22 protein-coding genes and 1 pseudogene are annotated in these 26280 nt (G+C 62.9%); 15 read left to right on the plus strand and 8 right to left on the minus strand.

The window, feature by feature from the left end; all coding sequences use genetic code 11:
• Positions 1 to 23: 23 nt before the first annotated feature.
• The 3 genes from EBBID32_RS13100 to EBBID32_RS13110 all read right to left on the minus strand — a co-directional run bounded on the left by EBBID32_RS13100 (position 24) and on the right by EBBID32_RS13110 (position 3419).
• Positions 24 to 923 carry a multidrug effflux MFS transporter gene (locus tag EBBID32_RS13100; protein WP_051093348.1) on the minus strand — a complete coding sequence of 300 codons (900 nt, stop codon included), beginning with the start codon at positions 921 to 923 and terminating at the stop codon, positions 24 to 26.
• Positions 924 to 1334: 411 nt separating this feature from the next.
• Complete coding sequence (locus EBBID32_RS13105) at positions 1335 to 2291, minus strand: oxidoreductase (RefSeq protein WP_006958401.1); 957 nt, start codon at positions 2289 to 2291, stop codon at positions 1335 to 1337.
• Positions 2292 to 2465: 174 nt separating this feature from the next.
• Positions 2466 to 3419 carry an SDR family NAD(P)-dependent oxidoreductase gene (locus EBBID32_RS13110; protein ID WP_006958403.1) on the minus strand — a complete coding sequence of 318 codons (954 nt, stop codon included), beginning with the start codon at positions 3417 to 3419 and terminating at the stop codon, positions 2466 to 2468.
• Between the two features lie 536 nt (positions 3420 to 3955).
• Here EBBID32_RS13110 and EBBID32_RS13115 point away from each other — a divergent pair.
• Positions 3956 to 4840, plus strand: a complete 885-nt coding sequence (locus tag EBBID32_RS13115) for a LysR family transcriptional regulator (RefSeq protein ID WP_006958405.1) — start codon at positions 3956 to 3958, stop codon at positions 4838 to 4840.
• Positions 4841 to 4844: 4 nt separating this feature from the next.
• Here EBBID32_RS13115 and EBBID32_RS13120 read toward each other — a convergent pair whose 3' ends face one another.
• From EBBID32_RS13120 to EBBID32_RS13130, 4 genes are read right to left on the minus strand one after another with little or no spacing between them, the layout of a single operon-like run.
• On the minus strand, positions 4845 to 5858 hold the full coding sequence (locus EBBID32_RS13120; protein ID WP_006958407.1) for a zinc-binding alcohol dehydrogenase family protein: 1014 nt from the start codon (positions 5856 to 5858) through the stop codon (positions 4845 to 4847).
• On the minus strand, positions 5855 to 6589 hold the full coding sequence (locus tag EBBID32_RS13125) for a glycine betaine ABC transporter substrate-binding protein (protein WP_006958409.1): 735 nt from the start codon (positions 6587 to 6589) through the stop codon (positions 5855 to 5857). Before EBBID32_RS13125 ends, EBBID32_RS13120 begins: the two co-directional genes overlap by 4 nt.
• Positions 6586 to 6741: a hypothetical protein gene (locus tag EBBID32_RS24580; protein ID WP_006958411.1), complete on the minus strand. Its 156-nt coding sequence runs from the start codon at positions 6739 to 6741 to the stop codon at positions 6586 to 6588. Before EBBID32_RS24580 ends, EBBID32_RS13125 begins: the two co-directional genes overlap by 4 nt.
• The gene (locus EBBID32_RS13130) at positions 6742 to 7710 is read right to left on the minus strand and encodes an L-dopachrome tautomerase-related protein (RefSeq protein ID WP_006958413.1); all 969 of its coding nucleotides are present in this window, start codon (positions 7708 to 7710) and stop codon (positions 6742 to 6744) included. It lies immediately after the preceding gene.
• A gap of 339 nt (positions 7711 to 8049) precedes the next feature.
• Here EBBID32_RS13130 and EBBID32_RS13135 point away from each other — a divergent pair, with 339 nt between their 5' ends.
• The 13 genes from EBBID32_RS13135 to EBBID32_RS13195 all read left to right on the plus strand — a co-directional run bounded on the left by EBBID32_RS13135 (position 8050) and on the right by EBBID32_RS13195 (position 23297).
• On the plus strand, positions 8050 to 8793 hold the full coding sequence (locus EBBID32_RS13135) for an SDR family oxidoreductase (protein ID WP_006958415.1): 744 nt from the start codon (positions 8050 to 8052) through the stop codon (positions 8791 to 8793).
• 166 nt (positions 8794 to 8959) lie between these two features.
• Positions 8960 to 9925, plus strand: a complete 966-nt coding sequence (locus tag EBBID32_RS13140) for an aldo/keto reductase (protein WP_196805656.1) — start codon at positions 8960 to 8962, stop codon at positions 9923 to 9925.
• Positions 9926 to 11061: 1136 nt separating this feature from the next.
• On the plus strand, positions 11062 to 12063 hold the full coding sequence (locus EBBID32_RS13145) for an XdhC family protein (RefSeq protein ID WP_196805657.1): 1002 nt from the start codon (positions 11062 to 11064) through the stop codon (positions 12061 to 12063).
• A gap of 167 nt (positions 12064 to 12230) precedes the next feature.
• A complete protein-coding gene (paoA, locus tag EBBID32_RS13150) occupies positions 12231 to 12887 on the plus strand; it encodes an aldehyde dehydrogenase iron-sulfur subunit PaoA (protein ID WP_081628086.1) in 657 nt (218 codons plus the stop codon).
• On the plus strand, positions 12884 to 13837 hold the full coding sequence (locus tag EBBID32_RS13155) for an FAD binding domain-containing protein (protein WP_006958425.1): 954 nt from the start codon (positions 12884 to 12886) through the stop codon (positions 13835 to 13837). The genes paoA and EBBID32_RS13155 overlap by 4 nt, the downstream gene beginning before the upstream one ends.
• Positions 13834 to 16044 (plus strand): aldehyde oxidoreductase molybdenum-binding subunit PaoC, encoded by a 2211-nt coding sequence (paoC, locus tag EBBID32_RS13160; protein WP_006958427.1) that lies wholly within the window; start codon positions 13834 to 13836, stop codon positions 16042 to 16044. Before EBBID32_RS13155 ends, paoC begins: the two co-directional genes overlap by 4 nt.
• Positions 16045 to 16179: 135 nt before the next feature.
• A complete protein-coding gene (locus tag EBBID32_RS13165; RefSeq protein WP_006958429.1) occupies positions 16180 to 16794 on the plus strand; it encodes a cysteine hydrolase family protein in 615 nt (204 codons plus the stop codon).
• Complete coding sequence (locus EBBID32_RS13170) at positions 16791 to 18143, plus strand: PQQ-dependent sugar dehydrogenase (protein ID WP_006958431.1); 1353 nt, start codon at positions 16791 to 16793, stop codon at positions 18141 to 18143. Before EBBID32_RS13165 ends, EBBID32_RS13170 begins: the two co-directional genes overlap by 4 nt.
• A gap of 456 nt (positions 18144 to 18599) precedes the next feature.
• Positions 18600 to 18962 carry a hypothetical protein gene (locus EBBID32_RS13175; protein ID WP_156022563.1) on the plus strand — a complete coding sequence of 121 codons (363 nt, stop codon included), beginning with the start codon at positions 18600 to 18602 and terminating at the stop codon, positions 18960 to 18962.
• A gap of 8 nt (positions 18963 to 18970) precedes the next feature.
• Positions 18971 to 19897 (plus strand): LysR family transcriptional regulator, encoded by a 927-nt coding sequence (locus EBBID32_RS13180; protein WP_006958435.1) that lies wholly within the window; start codon positions 18971 to 18973, stop codon positions 19895 to 19897.
• A gap of 318 nt (positions 19898 to 20215) precedes the next feature.
• The gene (locus EBBID32_RS13185) at positions 20216 to 21253 is read left to right on the plus strand and encodes an aldo/keto reductase (RefSeq protein WP_037490651.1); all 1038 of its coding nucleotides are present in this window, start codon (positions 20216 to 20218) and stop codon (positions 21251 to 21253) included.
• 164 nt (positions 21254 to 21417) lie between these two features.
• The gene (gene mgrA, locus EBBID32_RS13190; protein ID WP_156022564.1) at positions 21418 to 22395 is read left to right on the plus strand and encodes an L-glyceraldehyde 3-phosphate reductase; all 978 of its coding nucleotides are present in this window, start codon (positions 21418 to 21420) and stop codon (positions 22393 to 22395) included.
• The gene (locus tag EBBID32_RS13195) at positions 22353 to 23297 is read left to right on the plus strand and encodes a zinc-binding dehydrogenase (protein WP_006958440.1); all 945 of its coding nucleotides are present in this window, start codon (positions 22353 to 22355) and stop codon (positions 23295 to 23297) included. Before mgrA ends, EBBID32_RS13195 begins: the two co-directional genes overlap by 43 nt.
• Positions 23298 to 23354: 57 nt before the next feature.
• Here the strand turns inward: EBBID32_RS13195 and EBBID32_RS13200 are convergent, their stop codons facing one another.
• Positions 23355 to 24128, minus strand: a complete 774-nt coding sequence (locus tag EBBID32_RS13200) for a tyrosine-protein phosphatase (RefSeq protein ID WP_006958442.1) — start codon at positions 24126 to 24128, stop codon at positions 23355 to 23357.
• A 760-nt stretch (positions 24129 to 24888) separates the two neighbouring features.
• Between EBBID32_RS13200 and EBBID32_RS13205 the strand changes: the two are divergent.
• A pseudogene (locus tag EBBID32_RS13205) lies at positions 24889 to 26033 on the plus strand (IS256 family transposase).
• Positions 26034 to 26280 lie beyond the last annotated feature (247 nt).

Genomic DNA, 26280 nt, shown 5'->3' on the forward strand with positions numbered 1-26280 from the left:
GGGGCAAAGCTGACACAAATGTATCACGATCCGGCCATCTCGTTTGTCGTCAGGCGGCCAACATAACTGTCGTCACACACTCCTGCCCGGATCGCACGATGACCTGACCTCGAACGGCCAGCGACAATGGACCCTGTGATGGTGCCCAGCCCGGCAGTGAAGAACATACCGCTATAGGCTGCCTGGCTGAGGCCGAACTCTGCCATGAAAACGATGGGCGATGCCGTTATGAAGGCGAACATGCAGGCGAAGGAAAAGCCGTTCATTAGGCTGAAGCCCAGCGTAGCCCGATTCGCGAGCACGAAGCGGTAGCGCTTCAGAACCTCCACGGGGTGCAGCGGCACAGGGTGCGCAACATTATGGGTTTCCGCCAGGCCGAGCCAGGTGACGATGAGCAGCACGCCCCCGGCGGCGGCCAACATTGCGTAGACAGCCCGCCAATCCGAGCCCAATAGGACCAACGTCCCGAGACTTGGAGCAATGACCGGAGCAACACAGAGGATAAGCGTGATGAACGCGAGCCTCGACCGTGCCGCCGCTCCCTCGAACACATCCCTGACGATGGCCATGGGCAGAACCGCACCTGCGCCGGCGCCCATCCCCTCCACAAACCGCGCTAGCAACAGCCAGTCGATGGAGTGCGCATTGGCGCAGGCCACCGACGCAAGCAGGAAGATCACGAGGCCGGCCAACAGAACTGGCCGCCGGCCGTAGCGGTCCGACAAAGGTCCGAGCACGATCGGCGCGGCCGCAAAGCCAACCAGGAACAGGCTTAGAGCCAGGCTCGTGGTCGCTTCACTGGCATGCAACTGCGCGCTTGTCTGCTGAACCGCAGGCAGGCTCATATCGATCGCCAACGGCGGGATCGCGGATAAGGCCCCCAGATAGGCGGTATAGGCAAAGGACGTTTTCTGGAGGTGCATCGGCGTCGCTCTTCGAGAATGGGGCGCGGCCTGCGCTAAGCCGCGAGGCGCTCCGAAGAGGTAAGCTGTTTTATATTCGAAGATAATCCAGGCGAACCGGACATCACTATTCCAAATTCAGATCAATCAAGGGGCAACATCATGCTTCCCGCCCGGTGTGAGACGAACGGTGGCTGATCGGTTAGGCTTGCGGGTTCTTCGGCGACGCTTCACGCCGGCGTCGCGACCAGCCCGCCCGATCACGGACGTGCCTGACGGATTACTATCGTGCCCGGCAGATCGTTGCCGGCAAAGCGTATGAGCGGAGCAAGCCGCTCCGATCGGGAGAGCAGCCGGTGGAAGCGCTTCAGCACCGCTGTCGGAAGCATAACATCGATCATACCTCCGAAAGCCGGTGAACCGCAGGCTCGTTCAGCCGATCAGCTTGAGCGACAATTCCCACAAGCGCGCGGCCTGCTCGGGATCGATCGCCCAGCGGCGGACCCCGTTGGTCGCGGGACTGTCGTCCGCGACCAACGGGGAAATATCGCAATCCGCACAATAGACGCCCCCCATGCCGGCAAGCTGCGGGCTGGTCGCCGCCCAGAGGCTCGTCGACGCGCCCTGCGGCACCGTTTTGATAGCCGACGGTACATAGTTCGGCCCGACCGGCACCGCTTGCTTTGACGCTTCCTTCTCCTCGTCGGACATGAAACGGCTGAGGTTTGTCGTCGGAATCCTACCGGGATGAACGGCGAAGGCACGGATTCCAGCATCCTTTCCGATCCTGTCGAGCTGCACCGCGAACAGTGCGTTCGCCGTCTTGGACTGGCCATATGCCTGCCACGGGTCATAGGTCCGGTTCAGATAGTTGGGGTCGTCGAAATCGATGGCGGAAAAGCGATGTCCGAGCGAGGAGAGCGCGACGACACGCGCCGCGCCGGCGGCAGCGAGAGCGTCCCACAAGCGCGTCGTCAGCTGGAAATGCCCGAGATGGTTGGTGGCGAATTGCAGCTCGTAACCGCGACTGTCGCGTTCGAGCGGTGTTGCCATGATCCCGGCATTGTTGATGAGGATATCACAATGCTTATGCTCACTCAGATAGGCCGTCGCAAACGTATCCACCGACGCCGGATCGGCTAGATTCAGCTCGATCGCCTCAACATTCTCGAGACCGGACAGCACGTCCTTGGCCTTGGCGATATTGTGCGCGCCAACGACGACGGTTGCGCCGGCCTTGACGAGAGCTTTTGTGGTTTCCAGGCCGATGCCTGAGTGGCCGCCGGTGACAATGGCGACCTTACCGCCAAGCTGGATGCCTTCCATAACCTGTTCGGGCGTCGTTTCGACGCCGAAGCCGGAATTGATCGGCGTTTGCTGCGTTACCATGGGTTTTGCTCCTTGTGAGAAATGCCGCCTGTGCCTGAGCGCGTCGAAGGATGAGATGTGCTGCCAGTGTAGCTCGCCCGGCATTGGGCTTCACGGTACGTGATGGGGCGCATTTCGTTGGATGGGATATTTGCGCCTCGCCGTTGCGCTTGCCTGCTCGACGATTGGGAACGATCAGCTGCGCGGCCACTCGATCCCTGTCATCTTTTCGCTCAACTGCCAGAGCTTGTGGGCGAGTTCGGGATCAACCGCATAGTCGCGAACGGTGTTGGCCAGACGGCTGTCGCTCGTGACCACCGGCGAGATATCGCAATCGGCGCAATATACCCCGCCCTTGCCATCAAGTTGATCGCTCAAGGCCGCCCAGACCTGGGTCGCGGCACCCTCTCCTGTGGTTTTTACAGGGACTTTGGAGAGCAGAAGCAACGGCATCATCAGCAATTCCTTGAAGGTCAACGACCGCTTCAGGCTGGTTGAGGGGATGCGTCCGGGGTGTACCGCAAAGGAGCGAATACCGTATCGCTGGCCAAGTTCATCCAGGTGCACGGCGAAAAGGGCATTCGCCGTCTTCGACTGACCATATGCCTTCCACTTGTCATATGGCCTTGCCTCGAAATTCGGATCGTCGAAAATCACGGGCGAATAGCGATGGCCGTAGGACGACAATGTGACGACGCGCGCCCCATTCGCCCTTTTCAGCGCCTCCCACAGCAGGGACGTCAGATGGAAATGCCCAAGATGGTTGGTCGAGAATTGTAGCTCGAACTGCCGCTCGTCGTTTTTCAGGCGGGGTAGGGCCATGATCCCGGCATTGTTCATTAGTATGTCGATCTTGTCGCATGCCTCCAGCGCGCCTCCGGCGAAGGTCTGGATCGAGACGGGATCGGAGAGATCGAGGGGAAACGCCTTAGCGCCTGGAATATCGGCAAGCGCCGTATGCGCCTTGTCCATATCCCGCGCTCCGACGATAATTTTCGCGCCGGACCGGGCCAACACCCTCGTCGATTCCAGTCCGATACCGGAATGACCGCCGGTTATCAGAGCCGTCTTGCCGTGAAGATCATGGATCCTGGCAATTTCTTCCGCCGTGGTTCGTTCTCCAAACCCGGAGTTCATCGGCGTCTGCATAACAACTACTCCAATACACGCCCGGCCGCCATCGGCCGCCACTCTATAATCAAATAGACATAATTAGAATATCTGTATAGTAAGGCGAGGCATTGCCGTCAATGGCGATGGCATGGTCAGACCCTGAGCTCGTGCCACCACGCTCGGGCGCGAGACGCACGCCGTCAGCTTCGTCGAAGTGGACACATCTCTAAACCTTTTCGGAGCTGGAATTGGGGCCTTCACTGTTGGACCGCATAAGTCCTCGCACCGAAGCCAGACGCAGGCATGTTGCCGAATCGCGAATAAAATCAGGCGGCATGGCCGCTTGCCGAGCCTCAACGCACGGCGCGTCTCTGGTTAAGATGCGCGAGATGAAATCACGCCAGTATAGGAAAGTCGCCGAAAGCCAGCTTGAGGATTAGAAGGCCTCCATGATTTTCGCTTACGAAACCTTCGGTCAGCCGGCAGCGCCTAAGATGCGGATGCCCGGCATTCGTGACGACGATGCCCCTGGACGCCAACCCCTCCGCGATGTTCGATAGGCTGGAAGCTATATGTCACCGTCAATCCGCCTAGATTGGGACGATGTCCGCCTCTTCCTGGAGATCGCGCGCGCCGGCACGCTCAGCGCGGCAGCGCCCCGGCTGGGGCTGACGCAGCCCAGCGCCGGCCGCCGCCTCCGGGCCCTGGAAACGCTGGTTGGCGCGTCACTTTTCCAACGGACCTCGAAGGGTTTTCGTCTCACGGACGAAGGCGAGGCGATGCTGCTCCACGCCGAACGCATGGCCGAGGATGCGCAGGCCCTGGAACGCAAATTGCTCGGCCAAGCACGGGGCCTGGAAGGTGGCTTGCGCATCTCTTCCTCGGATTGGTTCTCAAACCACGTCCTGACCGACCCGCTGGCGGATTTCACGAGAGCCCATCCGAAGGTGACGATCGAACTCATCGCGGACTGGCGAATGCTCGATCTGGAACGGCGCGAGGCGGATCTGGTGCTGCGCTTTCGTCCCTTTGTCGGGCCGGATATCGTCCAGCGCCGCTTCACGACCGTCCGTTATGGCCTCTATGCGGCGCAGGCCTATCTGGACGGCCATGGCTGGATCGAAGGCGGCACAGGCGAGGGCAACCGGCTGATCGCCATGGACGAGGCGCTGGGCGAGCTGGCCGACGTCGAATGGTTGCGGCGCCGCTGGCCGGAGGCGAGCTTCGCGCTCCGCAGCAACAGCCGGGAGGCACAGGCCCGCGCCTGCGTGCGGGGGGCAGGCCTCGCGGTGCTGCCCCGCGTGATCGGCGACGCCCTGCCGCTGGTCCTGCTGGAGGTGGACGAGGCTCCGCCCGGCCGCGAGGTCTGGCTCGGCTACCACCGCGACCTGAAGCACCTGGCCCGCCTGCGGGCGCTGGTCGATCATCTGGTCGCGGCGGTTCCAGACCTGCTCTGACGGCTCAGAAGCCGGCGAGCACCGCCTTGCCCATCGCACTCCCGCTTTCCAGCAGCCGGTGCAGCGCCTTGAGATTGGCGGCATTGATCGGGCCATCGCTGCTCGTCATCGTCGAGCGCAGCACACCCGCATCGACCAGCGCGCTCACCTCTTCGAGAATGCGGTGCTGCTCGATCATGTCGGGTGTTTCGAACATCGAGCGGGTGAACATGAACTCCCAGCCCACACGCACGCTCTTGCGCTTGAACGGGTTGATGTCGAAGGCAGCCGGATCGTCGATCAGGGCCAGCGCACCCTGCGGCGCGATCAACTCGGCGATGGCGGGCAGGTGGCGGTCGCTGGCGGTGAGGCTGGCGACATACTCGGCCTGCTCGATGCCCGTCTCCTTCAGCGCCTGGTCGAGCGGCCGATGATGGTCGATCACATGGTGTGCGCCCATGTCGCGGACCCACTCGATCGTCTCGGGCCGCGACGCCGTGGCGACAATGGTGAGGCCAGTCAGCCGCCGGGCAAGCTGAATCAGGATCGAGCCGACTCCACCGGCGCCGTTGATCACGAGCAGCGTGCCGCCGCCTGTCTTGCGGCCATAGGGAACATGGAGACGATCGAACAGCAGCTCCCAGGCGGTTAGCGTGGTGAGCGGCAGGGCGGCAGCCCCATCCCAGCCGAGCGAGCGTGGCTTATGGCCGACGATCCGCTCGTCGACGGCGTGAAGCTCGGCGTTGGTGCCCGGCCGCTGCAGCGCGCCGGCATAGAAGACTTCGTCGCCGGGCCGGAACAATGTCACCTGATCGCCGATCCCTTCAACGATGCCGGCCGCGTCCCAGCCCAATATCCGCGCTTCGCCTTCGGCGGGCGCTGAGCCGCTGCGGACCTTGGTGTCGACTGGATTGACCGACACGGCCTTCACCCGCACCAGCAGGTCGCGCGGACCGACGGCCGGCACGGGCAGGTCGAGATCGACCAGGGAATCCGGGCGGTCGATGGCTCCCGGTGCGTAATAGCCCACGGCCTTCATGCTGCATTCTCCTTGTTGATCATGTCGTCGAGCGCACTCACCCGCGCGTTGCCGAGATGGAGGCGCGACAATTCGTCCAGTGCGGCTGTGCCGATACGCGCCTCAGCGTCTCGCCGTACCAGCAGGGTCGCTTGATCCGTGCCACCCAATAGGCCGAGCGGTTCCACGAGCGCGCGAATGCGATAACGGGCGTGGAGGAACTGCGGATGCCACAGCGGCACCACCACCCAGCGGGCGTCTTTCATGGCCGCCTCGAACCGATCGAAGCATTCCGCCTCGGTACCCGGGCGGAAATGATAGCCGGCCTCCGCGAGCCCGTAACGCTCCACCATGGCCGCCGAGAAGCGGCTGATGCCGGCTCCCGGGTTGATGCCCTGGATCAACCGGTCCATCCGCTCCAGCGCGGGTGGTTTCAGCAGATCTGAAACGCTGGCCACCGCATCCTTCGGAACGTGCTCGGGCACGCCCCAGATGCAATAAGGCTCATACAATATCGTCACCTTGCGGACCTGATCCTCGAACGGTGCGAGATAGGCGCCGTGGCTTGCCCGCAGCCAGGCCGAGACGAGCATGTCCACCTCACCGGCGCCCAACCGGCGGAACATTTCCTCATGGGGTGCGGCCGAGTGCTCGATGCGTTCGCCGTGGGCTTCGAGCACGCGCTCCAGTTCCCGCGCGCTGGCGTCATGGAAGCTGAGATCGATATGACCAATGCGAATCGGAGCGTTCACTTGCGTTCTCCCTGGACGGGAGCAAGCGATATACGGAAGAGCTGCACTGGGCGCATGACGCGCGAATGGCCGCCGTTGAAGAGCGCCACGCGGTCGATCTGCGGCACGGGTAGCCAGAGCGTGCCGTCAGGCGAGAGAAAGGGGGCATCCACCTAGTGCAGTCTATGGTCGGTGACCACCGTGTCGATGGTACCGTCCGGCGCGCGCCTGCGGATTGAATCGGTCGCGAGGTCCGAAAAATAGAGACTGCCGTCGGGCGCCATCGTCGTGCCGCCGGTGGGTGGGAGGTCGGTCCAGCGTTCCACTGCCGCCGCCAGCCGCTCGGCCGAGATCGAAGGATCGTCCAGCAATGCGGTCGGCACGCGCGACCATGGGCCGGAGAGCGGGCCGTAGAGCAGCCACCTACCGTCCGGTGTCACTTCCAGCGGATCGGCGTTGACGCGTAGCGGCTTGCCGTCTGGGCCGTTGAGGCGGCGACCCTCGACAATGATTGGGCGGTCCTGGCTGGCGATCGTGGAGGGATGGTCGTCCAGCACGCGGCGGCCCCGGCCGGTTGCAAGATCGACGACGATCAGGCCGGGACGCCCTGCATCGGTCAGATAGGCATGGGGACCATGGAAGCGCACATCGTCGATATAGCTGCCCGGCAGCGCTACGTCCGGCCCGAAGCGGATCACCCGATCAACGCGATCGGTGGCGAGATCGATCCGTACCAGCTTTGCGCCGCCCGGCAGCGGGTTCCCGCCGAAATCTGGCGAGCCGGTATCGACCACCCACAGTCTGCTATGCCCATCAAGGCGGATCGCGTTGATATTCACGAAGGTGTCGGCCGCGTTCGCTCTGCGCTGCCAACCGTTCCAGCGCCTATCGGGATAGGCATGGGAGCCGCCTTTTGCGTCGAGCGCGACGAGTGAAGGGCCACTCGCTCCCGTCCAGCGAGGTCCGGCAAGGAATATACGGTGCCCGGCGACGGCAACGGCGTTCCAGACTGCGGCAGGGCTGCCAGCGACTGCGGAAAGACTGCTTGGATTTCGTTCTGGCGTCGTTGCGCTAGTTACGGTCGCCGACGAAATAATCCCCAGTGCCAGAATTCCGAGCGACCAATGCAGGCGAAAAGACATGACGACACCTCCTTCCAAGCGATATGCATCATGCGGCACTAAACATTCTACGGGAGAAAAGGCATGTCGCCCATGCGATTACGCATGGCATAAGACCGGCGCATTATTTGAGCGCCGCCAGCCGCTAACCAGTAGTGGCGAGGAGCAGGAACAAAATCAGCGCTGCGTCTCCCAGCATGTCTGCAATACGGAAGTCTGACTCTCGGGCTTTCCGGGCCGATCACGAGTGAAACACTGCTCAACGTTGCTGTGAGTTATTCTCAAGGATAACAAACTGTCGTGCGCAGTTGATGCTAGGGACCGGCGATCTGTGATGCGGTCGCGAGGAGGTAATTGAAAATGCGCTTTCTAGGCAAGGTCATTCTGGTGACCGGTGGAACCTCCGGCATCGGCCTCGCCACGGCCTGCAGACTGGCAAGCGAGGGAGCGCGACTTATCGTTACCGGCCATAGCTCGGATCATCTAGCGACCGCTCGGCGTGCGCTGCCTGATGCCCTGGTGATTGACAACGACGTCGCCGATCCAGCCGCGGCCGATGAGTTGGCCGAGGTCATCAGAAAGCAGGTTGGCATCCTTGATGCGGCCTTCCTCAATGCGGGTTTCGGCGCATTCGCGACGCTGGCGGAAATCGGAGCGGACGATATTGACCGCCATGTGGCGATCGACCTGCGCGCGCCGCTGCTTCAGGCCAAGGCACTGGAGCCGCTCCTCAGGGATGGTGGGGCGGTGTTGCTGATCGGTTCGGCGACGGTTGGTTCTCCGCGCGCGGATGCGCTCGTCTACAGCGCGGTAAAGGCCGGGATACGCCAGGCGGCGCGCTCGCTCGCGACTGAGTTTGCGCCACGCGGGATCCGCGTCAACGTCATTGCTCCGGGCGCGACCGAGACCAATTTCCACAGCCGCGGCGGCATGTCCGCGGAGGAACAGAAGCTCTATAAGGAGAAGACCGCCGCCGCCGTGCCGCTCAAGCGCCTCGGCCGGGCCGAGGACGTCGCCGCGGTCGCCTGTTTCCTGCTCTCGGATGACGCTGGCTATGTCACCGGCGCCGAACTTCGCGTCGATGGTGGCCTGTCGATGGCCTGAACGTCGAACCTCCGAAGGCCGTCCTGAGCAGACGCGAAAATAGCCCGACTGGCCGCATCGGACCCGGTCACCGTGATGGCCCACATCACGCCGTCACGACTCGAACGAGAGGAACATCACAATGTCCACGCCTCGAACCCATTACACCCCTCCCGTCCGGTTCGGCATGGGCGGCGTGCCGCTCGGCAACGAATTCGCCGTCGTCACGGATAAGGAGGCCTTTGCGACGATCGAGGCGGCGTGGAGCGCCGGCGTACGCTATTACGACGTCTCGCCCTGGTATGGCCTTGGCCTTGCCGAGCGGCGCTTCGGCAATTTTCTCCACACCCGCAACCGGGACGAATATGTCCTCTCCTCGAAGGTGGGCAAGTTGCTCAAGGCCTCGCGGCATAATCACGGAAAGGAGTATTTTCCGTTCTCGCCTTCGCCCAACGACGTCGTGTTCGATTATACGGCGGATGGCGTGCGGCGATCGATAGAGGACAGCCTGCAACGGCTTGGCGTCGACGCGCTCGATATGGTGTTCGTGCACGACCTGTCGCCCGACAACCCTTTCCTGCCGACGCCGTGGGAGGAGCAGTTCGAGATCGCGCGCAGCGGCGCCTTTCCGGCGCTCACCCACCTGCGGGAGGAGGGGATGATCAAGGGATGGGGGCTGGGCGTCAATCGCCCGGAGCCGATCCTGCGGCTATTGGAGGTCGCCGATCCCGACATCTGCCTGCTGGCCTCGCAATATTCGCTGATCGATCACAAATATGCGCTCGACACCGTCTTCCCGGCCGCGCGGACGAAGGGCGTGTCCTTCGTGGTCGGCTCCTCGCTCAATGCGGGCTTCATCAGCGGCAGCGCGCGTTATAATTATGGCAAGGACAACTACAGGATTCCGCCGGCCTTCCTGCAGAAGCGGGAGCGGCTGCGCGAGGTCGCGGCGCGGCACGGGGTCGATCTACGCACCGCGGCGCTGCAATTCTCCGCGGCGCCCGATGTGGCCGCGGCCCTGATCGTTGGCGCGAGCACCGAACAGCAGATCGTTGCTGACTACAGTTCGTTGCAGACGAAGATACCGGGCGAATTCTGGGCGGATCTCCAGGACCTCGGGCTGATCGAGCGAAGCGCGCCGACGCCAGCGTAATTGCGTGGGCACCGCAGCGCGCGCTAACGTCGCGGCAAGTCCCGCCATCTTTCGAGCGCCCCGTTTCTCCCGCGTCTTTCTTCTCGCTAGGCGGCTTTGAGTGCTGTCCCGGGCGGCGCCGCCCAGCGCCAGCGTCATACCCACGATGAAGGCCGTCTTCTGGCCAGTTCCTAGGCGTTTGAACGCTTCGCGCGGATAGTTGAGACTCATTTTCTTGCGGTACCGCATGTTTCGGTCGGCAAACCGACGTGTTCCTTACAATTGCGTCAGCGAGCGGCTCGACTTGGCTGCAAAATGGAGAGGCATCGTCGCCGTTATAGGGCCTTCGTGCTGTCTGGCCGACTCGAGCTATCAGGCGATGGACCACTCAGACGCGGATAGCTCTTCTTCGTAGCGACGGACGAACCTGATCTCGTGCACCAGTTGGAACACTGTACCGAGAATCAGGATCGACCTTATGCTTCTGAAACGCGGTGGCATGTTCAACGAGGCACTCCTGCGCACCGGCCATTGATGAGATCAGCATCTTGATGGTCCCGGCTATCCAAGGCGCGCACGGGGACATCCGCCGCCCGCTGACCGAGCGAAGCTCCTTCGCCAGGAGACTCTCGACGGCGATATCCGATGGCCATCGTGACGCAGTGGCAGATGGTCGACCTGATGATGAGTGTGGTTCAACATGGCATCAAGCTGTCGTGCGATTGTTGACGATCTCGCGGTGGCCTAAAACGGCGGCGGCCCCTCTGATCTTCCTCTTCCGATCCGAGGTGCGCCGGTGCGCGTCCGGATGCTGAGCCCGGAACTGTCGATGGCTCACGTCTGGACGCGCCCGACTTGTGCAGGAGCAACAAAGATGGCGAGCCGCCTCACGGCCATGCAAGAAGCGCATAGCACCACATCCGAGCGGTTCAGGCAGTCAGCGCCGAGGCGCGCAATCTATGCCATGGCGCTTCGTGCGTTCACGCTAATCGCGTCCGACTTCATGGCTGTCAGCCGGATGAGAGCGATTGAAGGCTCGGCATCTAATTGAGGGACAGGCCAGCCAAGCGATCGCGATTTTCTAGCGTTCGGCACTCCTGGGCGGTCTGATGAACGGATTCAGCGGATGGCGCGGCGCGTTCTTTGCAGCATTGTCCATGGACGGCGCATGCCGACCCGAGGCTGACCACAGCGCGATGAACGAAGCTTTGAGTCTCTTCCGCTTCCTCGGCGATTGCGCGAGGCGGGGCGAGCGCACGGCGCTCGTGACGCTCACCGATGTTACCGGCGGCTCCGCGCGCGCGCCGGGCACGCACATGGCAGTCAGCGAGTGCGGTGCGTCGATTGGGTCCTTTTCCGGCGGATGCGTGGAAGCGGCAGTGATCGCTGAAGCTCAGCAGGTGATCCTGGCCGGCCAACCGCGCACGCTTCGCCTGGGTGCAGGATCGCCCTACATCGACATTCGGCTCCCATGCGGGGGCGGCATCGATCTGATCTTCACGCCGCAGCCGGCTCTGGATCAGATCGATCGCCTCTGCGTGCTACTCGAACAGCGGCAGCCCGTGGCGGTCTCGCTAACCACCGGGGGGCAATTCGACATTGCGGCCGCGGCGGCGGGCGATCGCACGTGCTGGCAGGATAGCAGGTTCGTCGTACGGCATGATCCCGCCCTCCGGCTGGTCGTGATCGGGCATGGCGCCGAGCCCGGCGCCCTGTTGCGGCTTGCGCTGGCCTATGGTGCAGAGGCTCTCCTGCTCAGCCCGGATAGCAGGTGCATTGATGATGCCAAGCGGATCGGCGTTCCGACCGTACGCCTGTGGACGACGGGTCGGTGCGATCGCCTCGCGACGGACGCGCATACCGCAATCGTCATGCTCTTCCATGATCATGATTGGGAAACGGTCCTGCTGCTGCAGGCGCTTGAGCAGGATCCGTTCTACATCGGTGCAATGGGGAGCAGGCGAACGCAGGCAGAGCGTCGCCAGCGCTTGCTCGATGCGGGCGGATTCCCCGCTGCGATCGACCGCATCGTCGGGCCGATCGGCATGATCCCAGCGACACGCGATCCCCGAACAATGGCAGTTTCGATCCTGGCGCAGGTCGTGTCGGCTTACGAGAGCATGATCCGCGACGGTAGCTCATCCACGGTGTCGATATAGTTTCATGAGCGGTGCTCAACGCAGCATCAAACAAAGCGGCCGTTCTGGTAATCTCGTCCGGGCGTTACATTCAAGTCTGGGTCATTAATCAGATTCGCTGTCCGTGGCTGTGATCGACATATCGGGACTGGACCGTTTTGGGCCACTTGAAGAGGACAAGAATAGATATGCCGAACTCGCCCGAAATTTCAATCTCCCGGCGCGGCGTTCTAGCAGGGAGCGCCGCATCTGCGGTGATCGCCGCAACCACCGCCGGCGCTGCCCAACGGGCCGCTCCCGCAACGCTTGCTCCACTGCCGGCGCCCGCTCCACAGCCAATGCCGGTTTCATTGACGGTCAATGGGAAGGTGCAACGCTTATCGCTCGACCCGCGCACGACCTTGCTCGACGCCCTGCGTGAGCACTTGCATCTCACCGGCACCAAGAAAGGATGCGACCACGGCCAGTGTGGCGCCTGCACTGTCATGGTGGAAGGCGTGCGGATCAACTCCTGCCTGTCGCTCGCCGTGATGCACGAAGGCGACACGATCACCACCATCGAAGGACTGGGCACGCCAGACAAGCTGCATCCGATGCAGGCCGCGTTCGTCAAGCACGACGGCTATCAGTGCGGCTATTGCACGCCGGGGCAGATCTGTTCGGCGGTCGCGGTGCTCGACGAGATCAAGCGCGGCGTGCCCAGCCACGTTTCGGTCAGTCTCACCGATCATCCGCAGGCGACCAACATCGAGATGCGGGAGCGGATGAGCGGCAATATCTGCCGTTGCGGTGCCTATTCCAACATCGCCGAGGCCATGGCCGAAATCGCCGGAGAGAACGCATGAAGGCCTTCACCTATGAGCGCGCCGGATCGGCAGCGGATGCCGCCGCCAAGGTCGCATCGACCCCGAATGCAAAGTTCATCGCCGGCGGCACCAACCTGCTCGACCTGATGAAGATCGAGGTGGAGACGCCGCAGCATCTCGTCGAAGTGAACGGTCTTGGCTTCGACAAGATCGAGGCTACGCCTGAGGGTGGGTTGCGGATCGGCGCACTGGTCCGCAACACCAACCTTGCGTCCGACGCCCGGGTCCGCCGGGACTATGGGGTGCTAAGCCGTGCCATCGTCGCGGGCGCAAGCGGCCAGTTGCGTAACAAGGCAACCACCGCGGGCAATCTACTCCAGCGCACGCGCTGCCCCTATTTCTACGACACCAACCAGCCGTGCAACAAGCGCCAGGCCGGCTCTGGCTGCGCTGCGATCGGCGGGTACAGCCGGCAGCTTGCCATCATCGGAACGAGCGACGCGTGCATTGCCACCTATCCCGGCGACATGGCCGTCGCGATGCGGGTGCTCGACGCGCAGGTGGAGACGATCGATGCACGCGGTCAGGCCCGAGTGATTCCGATTGCCGACTTCCACCGGTTGCCGGGCACCACGCCACGCATTGAAACCGCGCTTGCGCCTGGGGAACTGATCACCGCGGTGACGCTGCCGAAGCCGATCGGCGGGCAGCATTTCTACGAGAAGGTGCGCGACCGAGCTTCCTATGCCTTCGCGCTCGTATCGGTGGCGGCCGTCATCCAGAAGGATGGCAGCGGTCGGGTCGCCCTGGGCGGCGTGGCGCACAAGCCGTGGCGTGTCGAGGCCGCCGAGGCGCAGATGCCGGCGGGCTCCAGGGCCGTCGCCGCGCAGCTGCTGGCGGGTGCCAGACCGACCAGGGACAATGCATTCAAGGTGCCGCTTGCCGAACGGACGCTGGCGGCAGTGATGAACGAAGCGAGGGCCGCATGAAATTCGATACGCCCGCGGGCACCAATCCCATCGATCGCATGAAGGTCGTCGGCAAGCCGCTCGACCGCATCGACGGTCCCGCCAAGACAACCGGCATGGCACCCTATGCCTATGAGCATCACCGCGAGGCACCCAATGCCGCCTACGGCTATATCGTCGGTGCCGCGATTGCCAAGGGACGCATCTCGTCGATGAACGTCGCCGATGCAAAGGCCGCACCCGGCGTTCTGGCGGTCGTCACTGCGTCCGAAGCGGGCAAGCTTGGCAAGGGCAAGTACAATACCGCCAAGCTCTTGGGCGGACCCGAGATCGATCACTATCACCAGGCGATCGCGGTCGTCGTCGCCGAGACGTTCGAGCAGGCACGGGCGGCCGCGGGGCTGGTGCGCGTGAGCTATGCGCGCGCCACCGGGCGATTCGACCTCGAGGAGGCGCTCAAGACCGCGCCGCTCGCGAGTGGAAGCCAAGATACCCCACCGAAACCGGATCGCGTCGGCGACTTCGAACAGGCATTCGCCGCCGCACCGGTGAAGCTCGATGCCCGCTATACGACGCCCGATCACAGCCATGCAATGATGGAGCCGTTCGCTTCGATCGCCGCCTGGGAGGGGGACAGGCTCAACGTCTGGACGTCCAACCAGATGATCGACTGGGGGCGCACCGATCTCGCCACCACACTTGGGATGCCCAAAGAGAAGATCCGCTTCATGTCGCCCTATGTCGGTGGTGGGTTCGGCGGCAAGCTGTTTCTGCGCACCGATGCAGTGATGGCGGCACTGGGCGCAAAGGCGGCGGGACGACCCGTGAAGGTAGCCATGTCGCGCCCCTTCCTGATGAACAATACCACGCACCGGCCGGCAACGCGCCAACGGATCCGCATAGGGGCGAACCGCGACGGCAAGATCACCGCGATTGCGCACGAGAGCGGTTCAGGTGATCTGCCGAACGGCCGGCCCGAGACGGCGGTGACCCAGACCAGGTTGCTCTATGCCGGTGCGAACCGACTGACCTCGCTGCGGCTCGCCGTGCTCGACCTTCCCGAGGGCAATTCGATGCGTGCGCCAGGCGAAGCGCCGGGGATGATGGCGCTGGAAGTGGCGATGGACGAGATGGCGGAGACGCTGGGGCTGGACCCGGTCGAGTTCCGGATCAGGAATGATACGCAGGTCGATCCGGCAAAGCCGGAACGCCGCTTTTCGCAGCGCAATCTCGTCCGTTGCCTGCGCGAGGGCGCGGATCGCTTTGGGTGGACACGGCGCAATGCGCAGCCCGCGCAGGTGTCCGACGGCCGCTGGCTCGTCGGGATGGGCGTGGCGGCGGCGTTCCGCAACCATGTGAGCCTGCCTTCGGGCGCGCGAGTGCGGCTAGGTCAAGACGGTATCGTTACAGTCGAAACGGACATGACTGACATCGGAACCGGCAGCTATACGATCATCGCCCAGACAGCGGCTGAGATGATGGGGCTGCCAATAGAACGCGTCGTGGTGAAACTGGGTGATTCCAGCTTCCCGGTCTCGTCGGGTTCGGGTGGCCAGTTCGGCGCGGGCAGCTCGACATCGGGCGTTTATGCCGCTTGCGTCAAGCTTCGTGATGCGGTCGCACAGCGGCTCGGCTATAGTTCCGCCGATGCGGTCTTCGATGGCGGGAAGGTCCGCAGCGGCAACCGCTCCACCGATCTTGCCGAAGCGGCGCGTGCTGGCGAACTGGTCGTGGAAGATACGATGGAATGGGGCGACCTCGACAAGACCTACCAGCAGTCCACGTTCGGCGCGCATTTCGTCGAAGTCGGCGTAGACCGTTTCACCGGCATGATCCGCATACGGCGCATGCTCGCGGTCGCGGAGGCGGGACGCATTCTCAATCCCAAGTCGGCGCGTAGCCAGATGATCGGCGCAATGACGATGGGTGTCGGCGGCGCGCTGATGGAAGAGTTGGCCGTGGACAAGAGATTCGGCTTCTTCGTCAACCACGATCTCGCCGGATATGAGGTGCCGGTCCACGCCGACATCCCGCACCAGGAGGTCATCTTCCTCGAGGAGGTCGATCCGACCGTCTCGCCGATGAAGGCCAAGGGGATTGGCGAACTGGGCCTGTGCGGGGTCGGCGCGGCAGTTGCCAATGCTGTCTATAATGCCACGGGCGTGCGGGTCCGCGATTATCCCGTCACCCTCGACAAGCACCTCGATCGGCTACCTGCGGTTGCCTGAGGCAGGCAGTCGGCGGTGACATAAACCGCAAGCTGATCTGAAGCCGACATAATGCCAGCTCGACTACGCCGCGACGCTGCCGCCTTTCCGGTACGGCGTTGCGCCCCGATTACCGAACGGACGGAGAGCATCATCATGGACGTGAAGAAAACTGCGGTCCTTCTGATCGAGTATCAGAATGATTTTACGACCGAGGGCGGCGCGCAGCACGCAGCCGTCCAGGCGGTGATGGACACCACGGGCATGATGCGCCACAGCCGCGCGCTTCTCGACGCGGCGCGCGCGCGCGGCGTCACGGTCCTGCACGCACCGATCTCGTTCGCAGAAGGCTATCCGGAGATACCAGTCCATCCCTACGGCATTCTGGCCGGAGTCGTCGGCGCGAAGGCGTTCCGCAAGGGAAGCTGGGGCGCCGAGATCGCCGCCGAGATGGCGCCTGTCGAGGGTGAGATCGTCATCGAAGGCAAGCGCGGGCTGGACTGCTTCGCCAGCACCAATCTCGATTTCATCCTCCGGCAGCGCGGCATCACCGATCTTGCGATCGGGGGCTTTTTGACCAACTGCTGCGTCGAATCGACGATGCGCTCGGCCTATGAACGCGGCTACCGCGTCGTAACGCTGACCGATTGCACCGCCACGCTGAGCGCCGCCGAACAGACCGCCGCGGTTGAGAAGAACTTCCCGATGTTCTCGCACCCTCTCACGCACGATGCGTTCCTTGCTGAACTGGATCAAGGGGCCGTCTCATGAAGTTCCAGGTGCGCGGCAAGGCCAAATGGATCGGCGGGATCGTCGCAGCGGCGGTTATCGTCGCTGCCGCAGGCACAAAGCTCGTCTTTTATCCAGAGGATGCAAAGCTGGCCGTCGCCCGCGGAACAGGGCCGTCGCCCACCCTGCCGCCGCCGAATGCGACGCTGATGCCCACCGTCAATATCGCGCCGGCGGTGGGTTGGCCCAAGGGCGCCAAGCCGGTCGCTGCCTCCGGGCTGAACGTCGCGGCCTTTGCAAGCGACCTGCACCACCCGCGCTGGCTCTATCTCCTGCCGAACGGGGATGTCCTGGTCGCTGAATCGAACAAGCCCAATTCGGGCGATCGTTCGGTCGGCATCCGCGACTGGGTGGCTGACAAGATCAAGGGCCGCGCTGGTGCCGGCACCGCCAGCCCCGATCGCATCATCCTGCTCCGCGACAGCGACGGGGACGGCCGAGCGGACGTTCATAGCGTGTTCCTGCGCGGCCTCCACTCCCCGTTCGGAATGGCATTGGTGGGGAACGACCTCTACGTCGCCAATGCCAACGCGGTGATGCGTTTCCCCTATCGCGGAGGCGAAGTCGAGATCGGCGAAGCAGGCGTGAAAGTCGCCGATCTCCCTTCGGGGATCAATCATCACTGGACCAAGAACATCATCGCAAGCCGCGACGGCTCGAAGCTCTACGTGACGGTCGGCTCCAACAGCAACGTTGGCGAAAACGGCATGGCGGTGGAGCAGGGCCGGGCGGCGATCTGGGAGCTCGATCGCGCAACCGGGCGGATGCGTCTGTACGCAAGCGGCCTGCGCAACCCGAACGGCCTCGCCTGGGAACCCTCCACCGGCGCGCTCTGGACTGCCGTTAACGAGCGCGACGAGATCGGCAGCGATCTGGTGCCGGACTACGTGACGTCCGTGAGGGACGGCGGCTTCTATGGCTGGCCGTACAGCTATTACGGACAGCACGTCGACACGCGGGTGAAGCCACCGCGCCCCGACCTGGTGGCACGCGCGATCGTGCCCGATTACGCGCTCGGGCCGCACACGGCCTCGCTTGGCATCGCCTTCTCCTACGAGGCCCATCTACCGCCGCAATGGCGGAGCGGGCTCTTCGTCGGACAGCACGGTTCCTGGAACCGGCGCCCGAAGAGCGGCTACAAGGTCATCTACGTCCCCTTCGCCGGAGGACGGCCGAGCGGACCGCCCGTCGATGTGCTCACGGGATTTCTCAACTCTCGGGAGGAGGCTCAGGGACGGCCTGTGGGGGTGATCCTGGACAGCGCCGGTGCGCTGCTCGTTGCCGATGATGTCGGCAATGTCGTCTGGCGGGTGACGGGAGGATCGCGCTGAAGCCCCCGGCTACCCCCTGCGAGAAGGCGATGCTTTGCATGCCGTGGTGCTCAAGTTTACTTTTTTGAACGCGAAATTGCAGGCTCATACTTTGTTGAGTCGCGCTCAAAGTAACATGGGGTACAAGAGCGCCCGGGCGCTTGAGATGGCACGATCGAATAATGGCGAATAATAATGGGGAATAATAATGGCGTTGGCGAATCCGTGCCGCGATTCCAACATGTCCCTGCACGTGCAGGGTGTACATCAGGCATCGGTCTCACGCGAGCAACAAGACTGGCGGCCCCAGACGGACGGCCAGCGATTGCCGGACACACGTCGACCTTCTCGAAACCGCGCGCACCGCGTCTGGTGCGCGGACTATCAATAGTGATGTGGCCGGTCCCGTCGTCTTCCATGCTCTCGCTGGGACGACCCACGGCGAACTTGGCCCGATCGATGCGGCGCGGGGATGGGTTGCTGACCGGTTCCGCGATGGTCGCCTCCTCGCTCGATGCGAGCCTTATCAGCAGCATCCGCTACAATCACCGCAAGGGGAACCGCAAGATCCCGCCGGTCTTCCTGCAAAAGCGGGAGTCGGCTGCGTGTGGCGGCTGCATGGCATCGCGTGGATTTTTGCACGGCGGCGCTGCAATTCCCCGCAGCGACCGATGTGGCGGCCAAGCGGATCGTCAGCGCGAGCAAGGAGCAGGAGATTATTGCCAACTACAGATCGTTGCCGACGAAGATTTCAGCCGAGTTCTGGGCGGCCTCAAACAACAGGGGCTTATCGAGCGCACCGCGTCTGGAAGTTGCGCGGGCGTCACCGTTGCGGCATGAACCGGTAAATGCCCGCCTTTGGCCAGTCCGACCTGCCCGAGCTCCACGTCTTCGCAACCATCGCGCGACGGCGCAGCTTCAGGCTGGCGGCGATCGAACTCGGCGTCACGACGTCGGCGCTGAGCCATCGGATCAAGAAGCTGGAAGCGCGGCTTGGTGTCCGCCTGCTTCACCGCACCAACCGCACCGTGATGCCGACCGCAATCGGCGAACGGCTGGCCGAACGCCTGGGGCATGGCTTCGAGGCGATCGAGCAGGCGCTGGGCGAGATCGAGACCTACCGTGCCAATCCCGCAGGCGAACTGAGGGTCAACGTGCCGCGTGATGCATCTCGCCTGTTGATCGGCCCGGTGCTGGCCGAGTTCACCGCCGCCTATCCTCACGTCCAGCTTGTGCTCGCAGTGGATGATCGGCCCGTCGATATCGTCGCGGAAGGCTTCGACGCCGGTATTCGCTACGGCGGCACGGTGCCGGAGGATATGGTGGCGATGCCGCTGACCATGCCGCTCCGCTGGGTTGTGGTGGGCTCGCCCGCCTACCTCGCCGCGCACGGACGACCTCAGGTGCCCGAGGATCTGCTCGGCCATGCCTGTATCCGGGTCCGCCTGGGGGACAACTCAATTTTCCGGTGGGAGCTCGGCGACGGGGAGGCGATGCTGCGCCTCGACGTGAAAGGCCCGTTCGCGGTCAACGAGACCGAAGCCACGATCGATGCGGCGATCAACGGCGTCGGTTTGGGATATGTGCTCGAGCGGCGCGTGGTGGAGGAGGTGGCGCGCGGGGCGCTTGAAATCGTGCTGCCGGATTGGGCCTCCATCGGACCGCCATTCTACGCTTATTACCCTAGCCGCAAACACAGCGAGCCGGGCTTGAGCCAGCTGGTCGAGATGATCCGCACTCGCGAACAGCAACGTGGATCGCCAGCTGTTCCGTGATCCGATCGCAATGCTGCGTTTAGCCGATCTCATCATCCTTGCGCTGGCTCTATGGTCTTTCGCTTCTTACAAGGCATCCGTCTAAGGAGCTTGTCGATGAGTAATATCTGCGGTGCCCGCGCCGCCAACACCGACGCCGTATAAACGCCGGAGCGCGTGCGTAATTACCCCGTGACTATGAACAAGACCTGGAGGGAACGGCCTAAGGCGCGTCGATCCCGCCGACGTCCGATTTCCGGCGTCCCTCCAATCGCAGCCTTCCCGGCCCAGCCCCCCCCCGGCCGGGAAGGCTGCCCCACTTTCCCGAGGAGACTATTCTTGAGCACATCCACAAAGGTCGTTGCCTCGTTGCCCCTGCGGCCATTTGGACGCACCGATATGTCGATCACCGCTGTCGGCTTCGGCGCCTGGGCAATCGGTGGCCCGGACTGGGCGGTGGGCTGGGGGCAGCAGGACGACCGCCAGTCGGTGATCGCGATCCGCCACGCGATCGACCGCGGCATCAACTGGATTGACACTGCAGCGATCTACGGTCTTGGCCACTCGGAGGAGATTGTCGCCCAGGCCTTGCGTGAGATCCCGGCTGACCGTCGCCCCTACGTCTTCACCAAGTGCGGGCTCGTCTGGGACGAGGCGGATCGGCTTGCGCCTCCCAGGCAAGTGGGTGCGCGTGACAGCATCCGTCGCGAGATTGAGGCATCGCTTAAGCGGCTCGGCATCGAGCGGATCGACCTGTACCAGATGCACTGGCCGGCCGAGGACGGCACGCCGATTGAGGATTATTGGCAGACTCTGCTCGATCTGAAGCAGGAGGGGAAGGTGCGCGCCGTCGGTCTGTCGAACCACAGCGTCGCCCAACTCGAGGCGGCCGAGCGGATCGGCCATGTCGATACGCTGCAGCCGCCCTTCTCGGCCATCCGGCGCGATACGGCAGCGGAGCTGCTGCCCTGGTGCGAGGCGCATGGGACGGGGATGATCGTCTACAGCCCCATGCAGGCAGGATTGCTGTCGGGCCGCTTTACGGCGGAGCGCGCGGCGGCGCTGCCGAAAGACGACTGGCGCTCGCGCAACCCGCTCTTTCAGGGAGAGGCGCTGGAGCGGAACCTCAAGCTCGCCGAGGCCTTCAGCCCAATCGCGGAGCGTCACGGGACGACGGTAGCCGCTGCGGCGGTTGCGTGGACGCTGGCCTGGCCGGGCGTCACGGGTGCCATCGTTGGCGCGCGAACCCCGTCGCAGGTCGATGGCTGGCTCGACGCCGCGACGCTCAGCCTTACGCCCGAGGACATGGCGTCGATCGCGCGCGCGATCGAGGAGACCGGCGCTGGCAGCGGCCCGGCCAAGCCCGAGCGCGGCTGACCGCGGCAGGCCCGAGCACGCTGCAGCATTCCTAGCGTACGCCGATCCGATTACGCATTTATGGGTTCGGGATCCGCCTAAAGCTATACTTTTCCAACTATCGGAGACCCATCGTGCCGTTCCCTCTTGCCTATGTGCCCCTACCTGACCGCTATGACGGGCGGATGCCCTATCGCCGTTGCGGTCGCAGCGGCCTCGACCTTCCGGCGATCAGCCTCGGGCTGTGGCAGAATTTTGGCGGTGACGACGTGTTCGAGAATGCGCGTGCGATGTTGCGCCGGGCGTTCGACCGGGGCGTCACTCATTTCGATCTCGCAAACAATTACGGTCCTCCCTACGGCTCGGCCGAGGAGAATTTCGGCCGGGTGCTGGCGTCCGACTTCGCCGGGCTGCGCGACGAACTGGTCATCTCCACCAAGGCGGGATGGGACATGTGGCCGGGGCCGTACGGCGATATCGGCGGCAGCCGCAAATATCTGATCGCGAGCTGCGACCAGAGCCTCAAGCGCATGGGACTCGACTATGTCGACATCTTCTACTCGCACCGCGTCGATCCCAAGACGCCGCTCGAGGAAACGATGGGCGCGCTGGTGCAACTGCACCGGCAGGGCAAGGCGCTGTATGTCGGCATCTCGTCCTACTCGCCCGAACTCACCGAGCAGGCGGCGGCGATCCTGCGGGAGGAGAGGGTGCCTTTGCTGATCCACCAGCCCAGCTACTCGATGCTCAACCGCTGGGTGGAAGGCGGATTGCTCGACACCCTCGAAGCGCTTGGCACGGGCTGCATCGCCTTCTCGCCGCTCGCGCAGGGGATGTTGACGCGGAAATATCTGGACGGCGTGCCCAAGGATGCACGGGCGGCGCGTGACGGCTCTTTCTCGCCTAACCTGCTGACCGAGGAGAATGTCGCGCGTATTCGCGCACTCGACGCGCTTGCCGCGGCGCGGGGTCAGTCGCTCGCGCAGATGGCGATCGCCTGGGTGCTCCGCGATCCTCGAGTCACGTCCGCGCTGATCGGCGCGCGGACCGTTGCGCAACTCGACGAGTCGCTCGATGCCTATGTCATTCCGACCTGCATTTCGCCGAACAGGATTTTGGCGTGCCGTTGCCCGCCGTGCTGGGGCATGAACTGGCCGGCATAGTCCTGGCGATCGGCCCCGAAGTGCGCGAATTTGCGGTGGGCGATCATGTAGTGGGGTCGCTCATTCAGTTTTGCGGCCATTGCCGCGCCTGCATCGCCGGCAAGACCTATCAGTGCACCCATCCCGAAGAAACGCTGCGCGACGACCCCGACCATGCCCACCGGCTGACCCGCAATGGCGAGGGCGTGGCCCAGGTGTTTGGCACGGGTGCCTTTGCCGAACGCGCGCTGGTGCATGAAAATCAGCTGGCCATCGTGCCCAAGGAACTGCCCTTTGCCCAGGCGTCCTTGCTGGGGTGCGGTACGATCACCGGTGCTGGCGCGGCGATCAACACCGCGTCGGTCCGTCCGGGCGATACGGTTGCGGTCATCGGCATCGGCGGCGTCGGGCTGAACGTCATTTCGGGTGCGAAACTTTCTGGGGCCGCGCGGATAGTGGCTATCGACATGCAGCCAAAAAAGGAGGAACTGGCGCGCCGGTTCGGGGCCACGGATTTCATCGATGCTGCGGCGGGCGACAGCGTCGCCGCGCTCCAGGCGCTGATCCCCGGCGGCGTGGACCATGCGTTCGAAGTGGTCGGCATCAAGGCGACGTCCGAACAGGCGATCAAGATGGTTCGCAAGGGCGGCGGCGCCTATCTGATCGGGGTCCATGCGCCGACCAGCACAATCGACGTCAATGTGACGATCGACCTGCTGACCAATCAGGTCGATCTGCGCGGCGTTTATATGGGGTCATCTAATATCAAGCATGACATACCGATGTATGCCCAGCTTTATCTGGAGGGCAAACTGAACCTGGACGACCTGATTTCGCGCGAGATCAACTTGGCCGACATTAATGAGGCCTATAAGGAACTCAAGGGCGGCTCTATCGCGCGCAGCGTCATCACCTCCTTCTGATCCGAAGCGCGCCAGGGGCGGTCGGCCGATCCAGCCGCCCCTGACGGCGACCATTGGTCAGTCGGCGATGGCCGGTTTCGTCATCGGTTCGGTCAGCGTCATAACGATATGGTCGATGTCGGCTGAATTGAATCCATGATGTGCCAGATAGCCTGCGGCCGACCCGAACTGATCGTCCAGCGTTGCGAACAGGCTATCGAGATAGGCCAGATCGGTCCCCAGCATCACCCGTCGACATGCGTCCGGCAAAGCAGCGTAGAGATCCAGCTTCGCATCGGACAGCATATTCTTGAAATGGGTGTCGCCATCGAGCAGTGCGCTGCTGCGCAGATAATCGCCCATGATGTCCGCGCGCGCGACGCCCAGCAGGTCGAGCAGCAGCGCTGATGCCGCCCCGGTGCGATCCTTGCCTGCCGAACAATGGATCAGCACGGGCAGGCTGTCGTCCGCGATGGCGTGAAACATTGCGACCAGTTCGATGGCATAGGCGTCCAGCATATATCCGTAGAAGGCACCGAACGCCTGTGCCCATGCCTGGCCGGTCCTTTCTGTCTGCGCGAAGATGCGGTTGAAGATGAAATCGGTGTCGGGCTTTGGCGAGAGATAGTCGGCGGGCATCCGCAGCGCCGCCGGTGTCGGCTGGGCCGCACGCTCCCGTTCCGACCGCAGGTCGATCGTCGCCTTGATACCCAGCGACCGCACTCTTTCCGCGTCAGCGGCGGACAGGCGCGACAATTGGCTGGACCGATAGACTCGGCCGTGCCGGACCTTGCGTTGCCCATGGGCGTCATATCCCCCAATATCTCGGAAATTCGGTACGCTTGCCAACATTGTCTATCCTCTCCCGTCCGTGCGGATTGTGCAAAGGGGCTAAATCCTTATCGGCGCGGACCGCCAATAAGAAAACGGAAATGCCATTGTATAATCATGGCCGAACACCGAGCAGAGAGGCATGACGATGGTCACCAGGCGACGATCGTACAAGGGCGCAGTTGTCCGCCAGGGATGCGCGGGTTAATGACACCTCCGCCCGGTCGGGTGTAGACACCGAAAAGGGGAGTTGGACGTAGCACATCGTTCGATTGGTCAGGAGCCGTTTCGATTTTCCGGTCGCGCCGGGGGCGTCATCATCGCCAGATGAACTTGGCACGCTGATCGATTGAGAAGCTGTCGCGAACTTCTTGTTCCGCTACACTGAGGCATCGGAGGCGAGCCCGTCTGACCGCCGCGGTATTCAAGTACTGCTGCTTTCGATCTGACATGATGTGTCAGCCATAAAGCTGTCGGAGGCGATCAATGATCGCACTTCGTTTGATTACTTCTGCCGTTCGAACAGTCTTTCCCGTCATCTGAGCCAGCGATTGCAGGCAGCATTGGTTGAGACTGAGGGCCTTTCTTTCAACATTGATATGCCCGAAGAACTCAAGGGCATATCCGTGCTTGGCTTGCGAACAAACTGATCTGCTATCCAGATACCCGAAGATTACGGCATTTGGCGTTTCTGCACTCTCAGGCCCAATTCATTAGTGAATAGGGGATTGGCAGGATTTCCGTGTGCGGCGAGGCATAATCGGCAACAAAGAGACCCAGTATGTCACGACGGCAAGAACCCTCGATACCGAATGAGATTCTCGATCAGCTGTTAGCTGGCACTAACGCGGCGGCGGCGCTCAGCCAGGGCGGCTTGCTCGATTCCCTGAAGAAGGCTTTTGCCGAACGGGCCCTCACGCGGAGATGGATCATCATCTCAGACATGATGATCAGGTCGCCAACAACCGCAATGATGATGGTCGCAAGACGGTAACGACCGACGGTGGGCGGATCGAGATCGAGGCGCCGTGCGATCAGGCTGGCAGTTTCGATCCGCAGCTGATTGCCAAGTATCAGCGTCGCTTCGCAGGCTTCGATGACAAGATCATCTCGATGTGTGCGCGCGGCATGAGCACGCGAGAGATCATGGACCATGTGCGCGATCTATATGGCATTGATGGTTTGCCCGATCTGATCAACACGATCACCGAAGCCGTGCTGGAGGACGTGGCAGCCTCGTAGCAACGCTGGCTGGACCCAGCCTATCCCTAGTTTTCTTTGACGAAGGCATGGTGCGCAATAGGGCGATCCATATTTGCCTAGGCGTCATGGCTGACGGCACCAAGATGGTCCTGGGGCTATGGCAGGAGTAGAATAAAGGTACCAAGTTCTGGCTCCGCGTCGTGAACGAACTGCGCAACCGTGGCGTTGAAGACGTCATGCTGGCCGTCGTCGATGGTCTCAACGGCTTCCCGACGCCATCACCGCCGTCTTCCCCGAAGCGATGGTTCAAAACTGCGTCGTCTATATGCTGCGAAACTCGATTGATTTTGTGGCGTGAAAAGACCGTAAGGCGCGCGGAACGGCCCTGAAGGCCGTCGACCGTGCCGTCGATGCCGCCGCCGAAGAGGCATTGACGGTGTTCGAGGCCAGCTTCTGGGGCCAGCGCTATCACGCTATCGGCCAAAGTTGGCGTCGGTCTTGCAATGAGGTCATCCCATTTTTTGCCTTCCCCGATGAAGTCAGGCGGATCGTCTACGCCACAAATTCTATAGAGGCGCTCAATTCCAAGCTTCGCCGCGCTGTTCATGCCCGGCGGCATATCCCCAACTATGGGTCGGCAACCAAGCTCCTCCTTCTGATCTTGAACCGATCGGGAAAAGAGTGGAAAATGCCGCCCGCGAGTGGAACATGGCAAAGGCGTAATTTGCCGTGCTCTTCGGCGAACGTTTTATCAGAGCCATGACGGCATGATGGTCAACGGCCTTGCCGCAAATAGAAATCCCTATAGTCTCGTGAATAGGCGCTTTCTATCATATTTGTGCGGAGATCGGATGTCGGCTCCGGTTGCATCGCCCTCCCGCAACCACCGAAACCGACATTCCACAAAGCCCCGACGCAAAAGCGTCGGGGCTTTGTGCATTCTCGGCCAATCGACGCTGTTCGATCCACT

Origin of the sequence: Sphingobium indicum BiD32 (assembly GCF_000382885.1) — a bacterium.
GTDB lineage: Bacteria > Pseudomonadota > Alphaproteobacteria > Sphingomonadales > Sphingomonadaceae > Sphingobium > Sphingobium japonicum_C.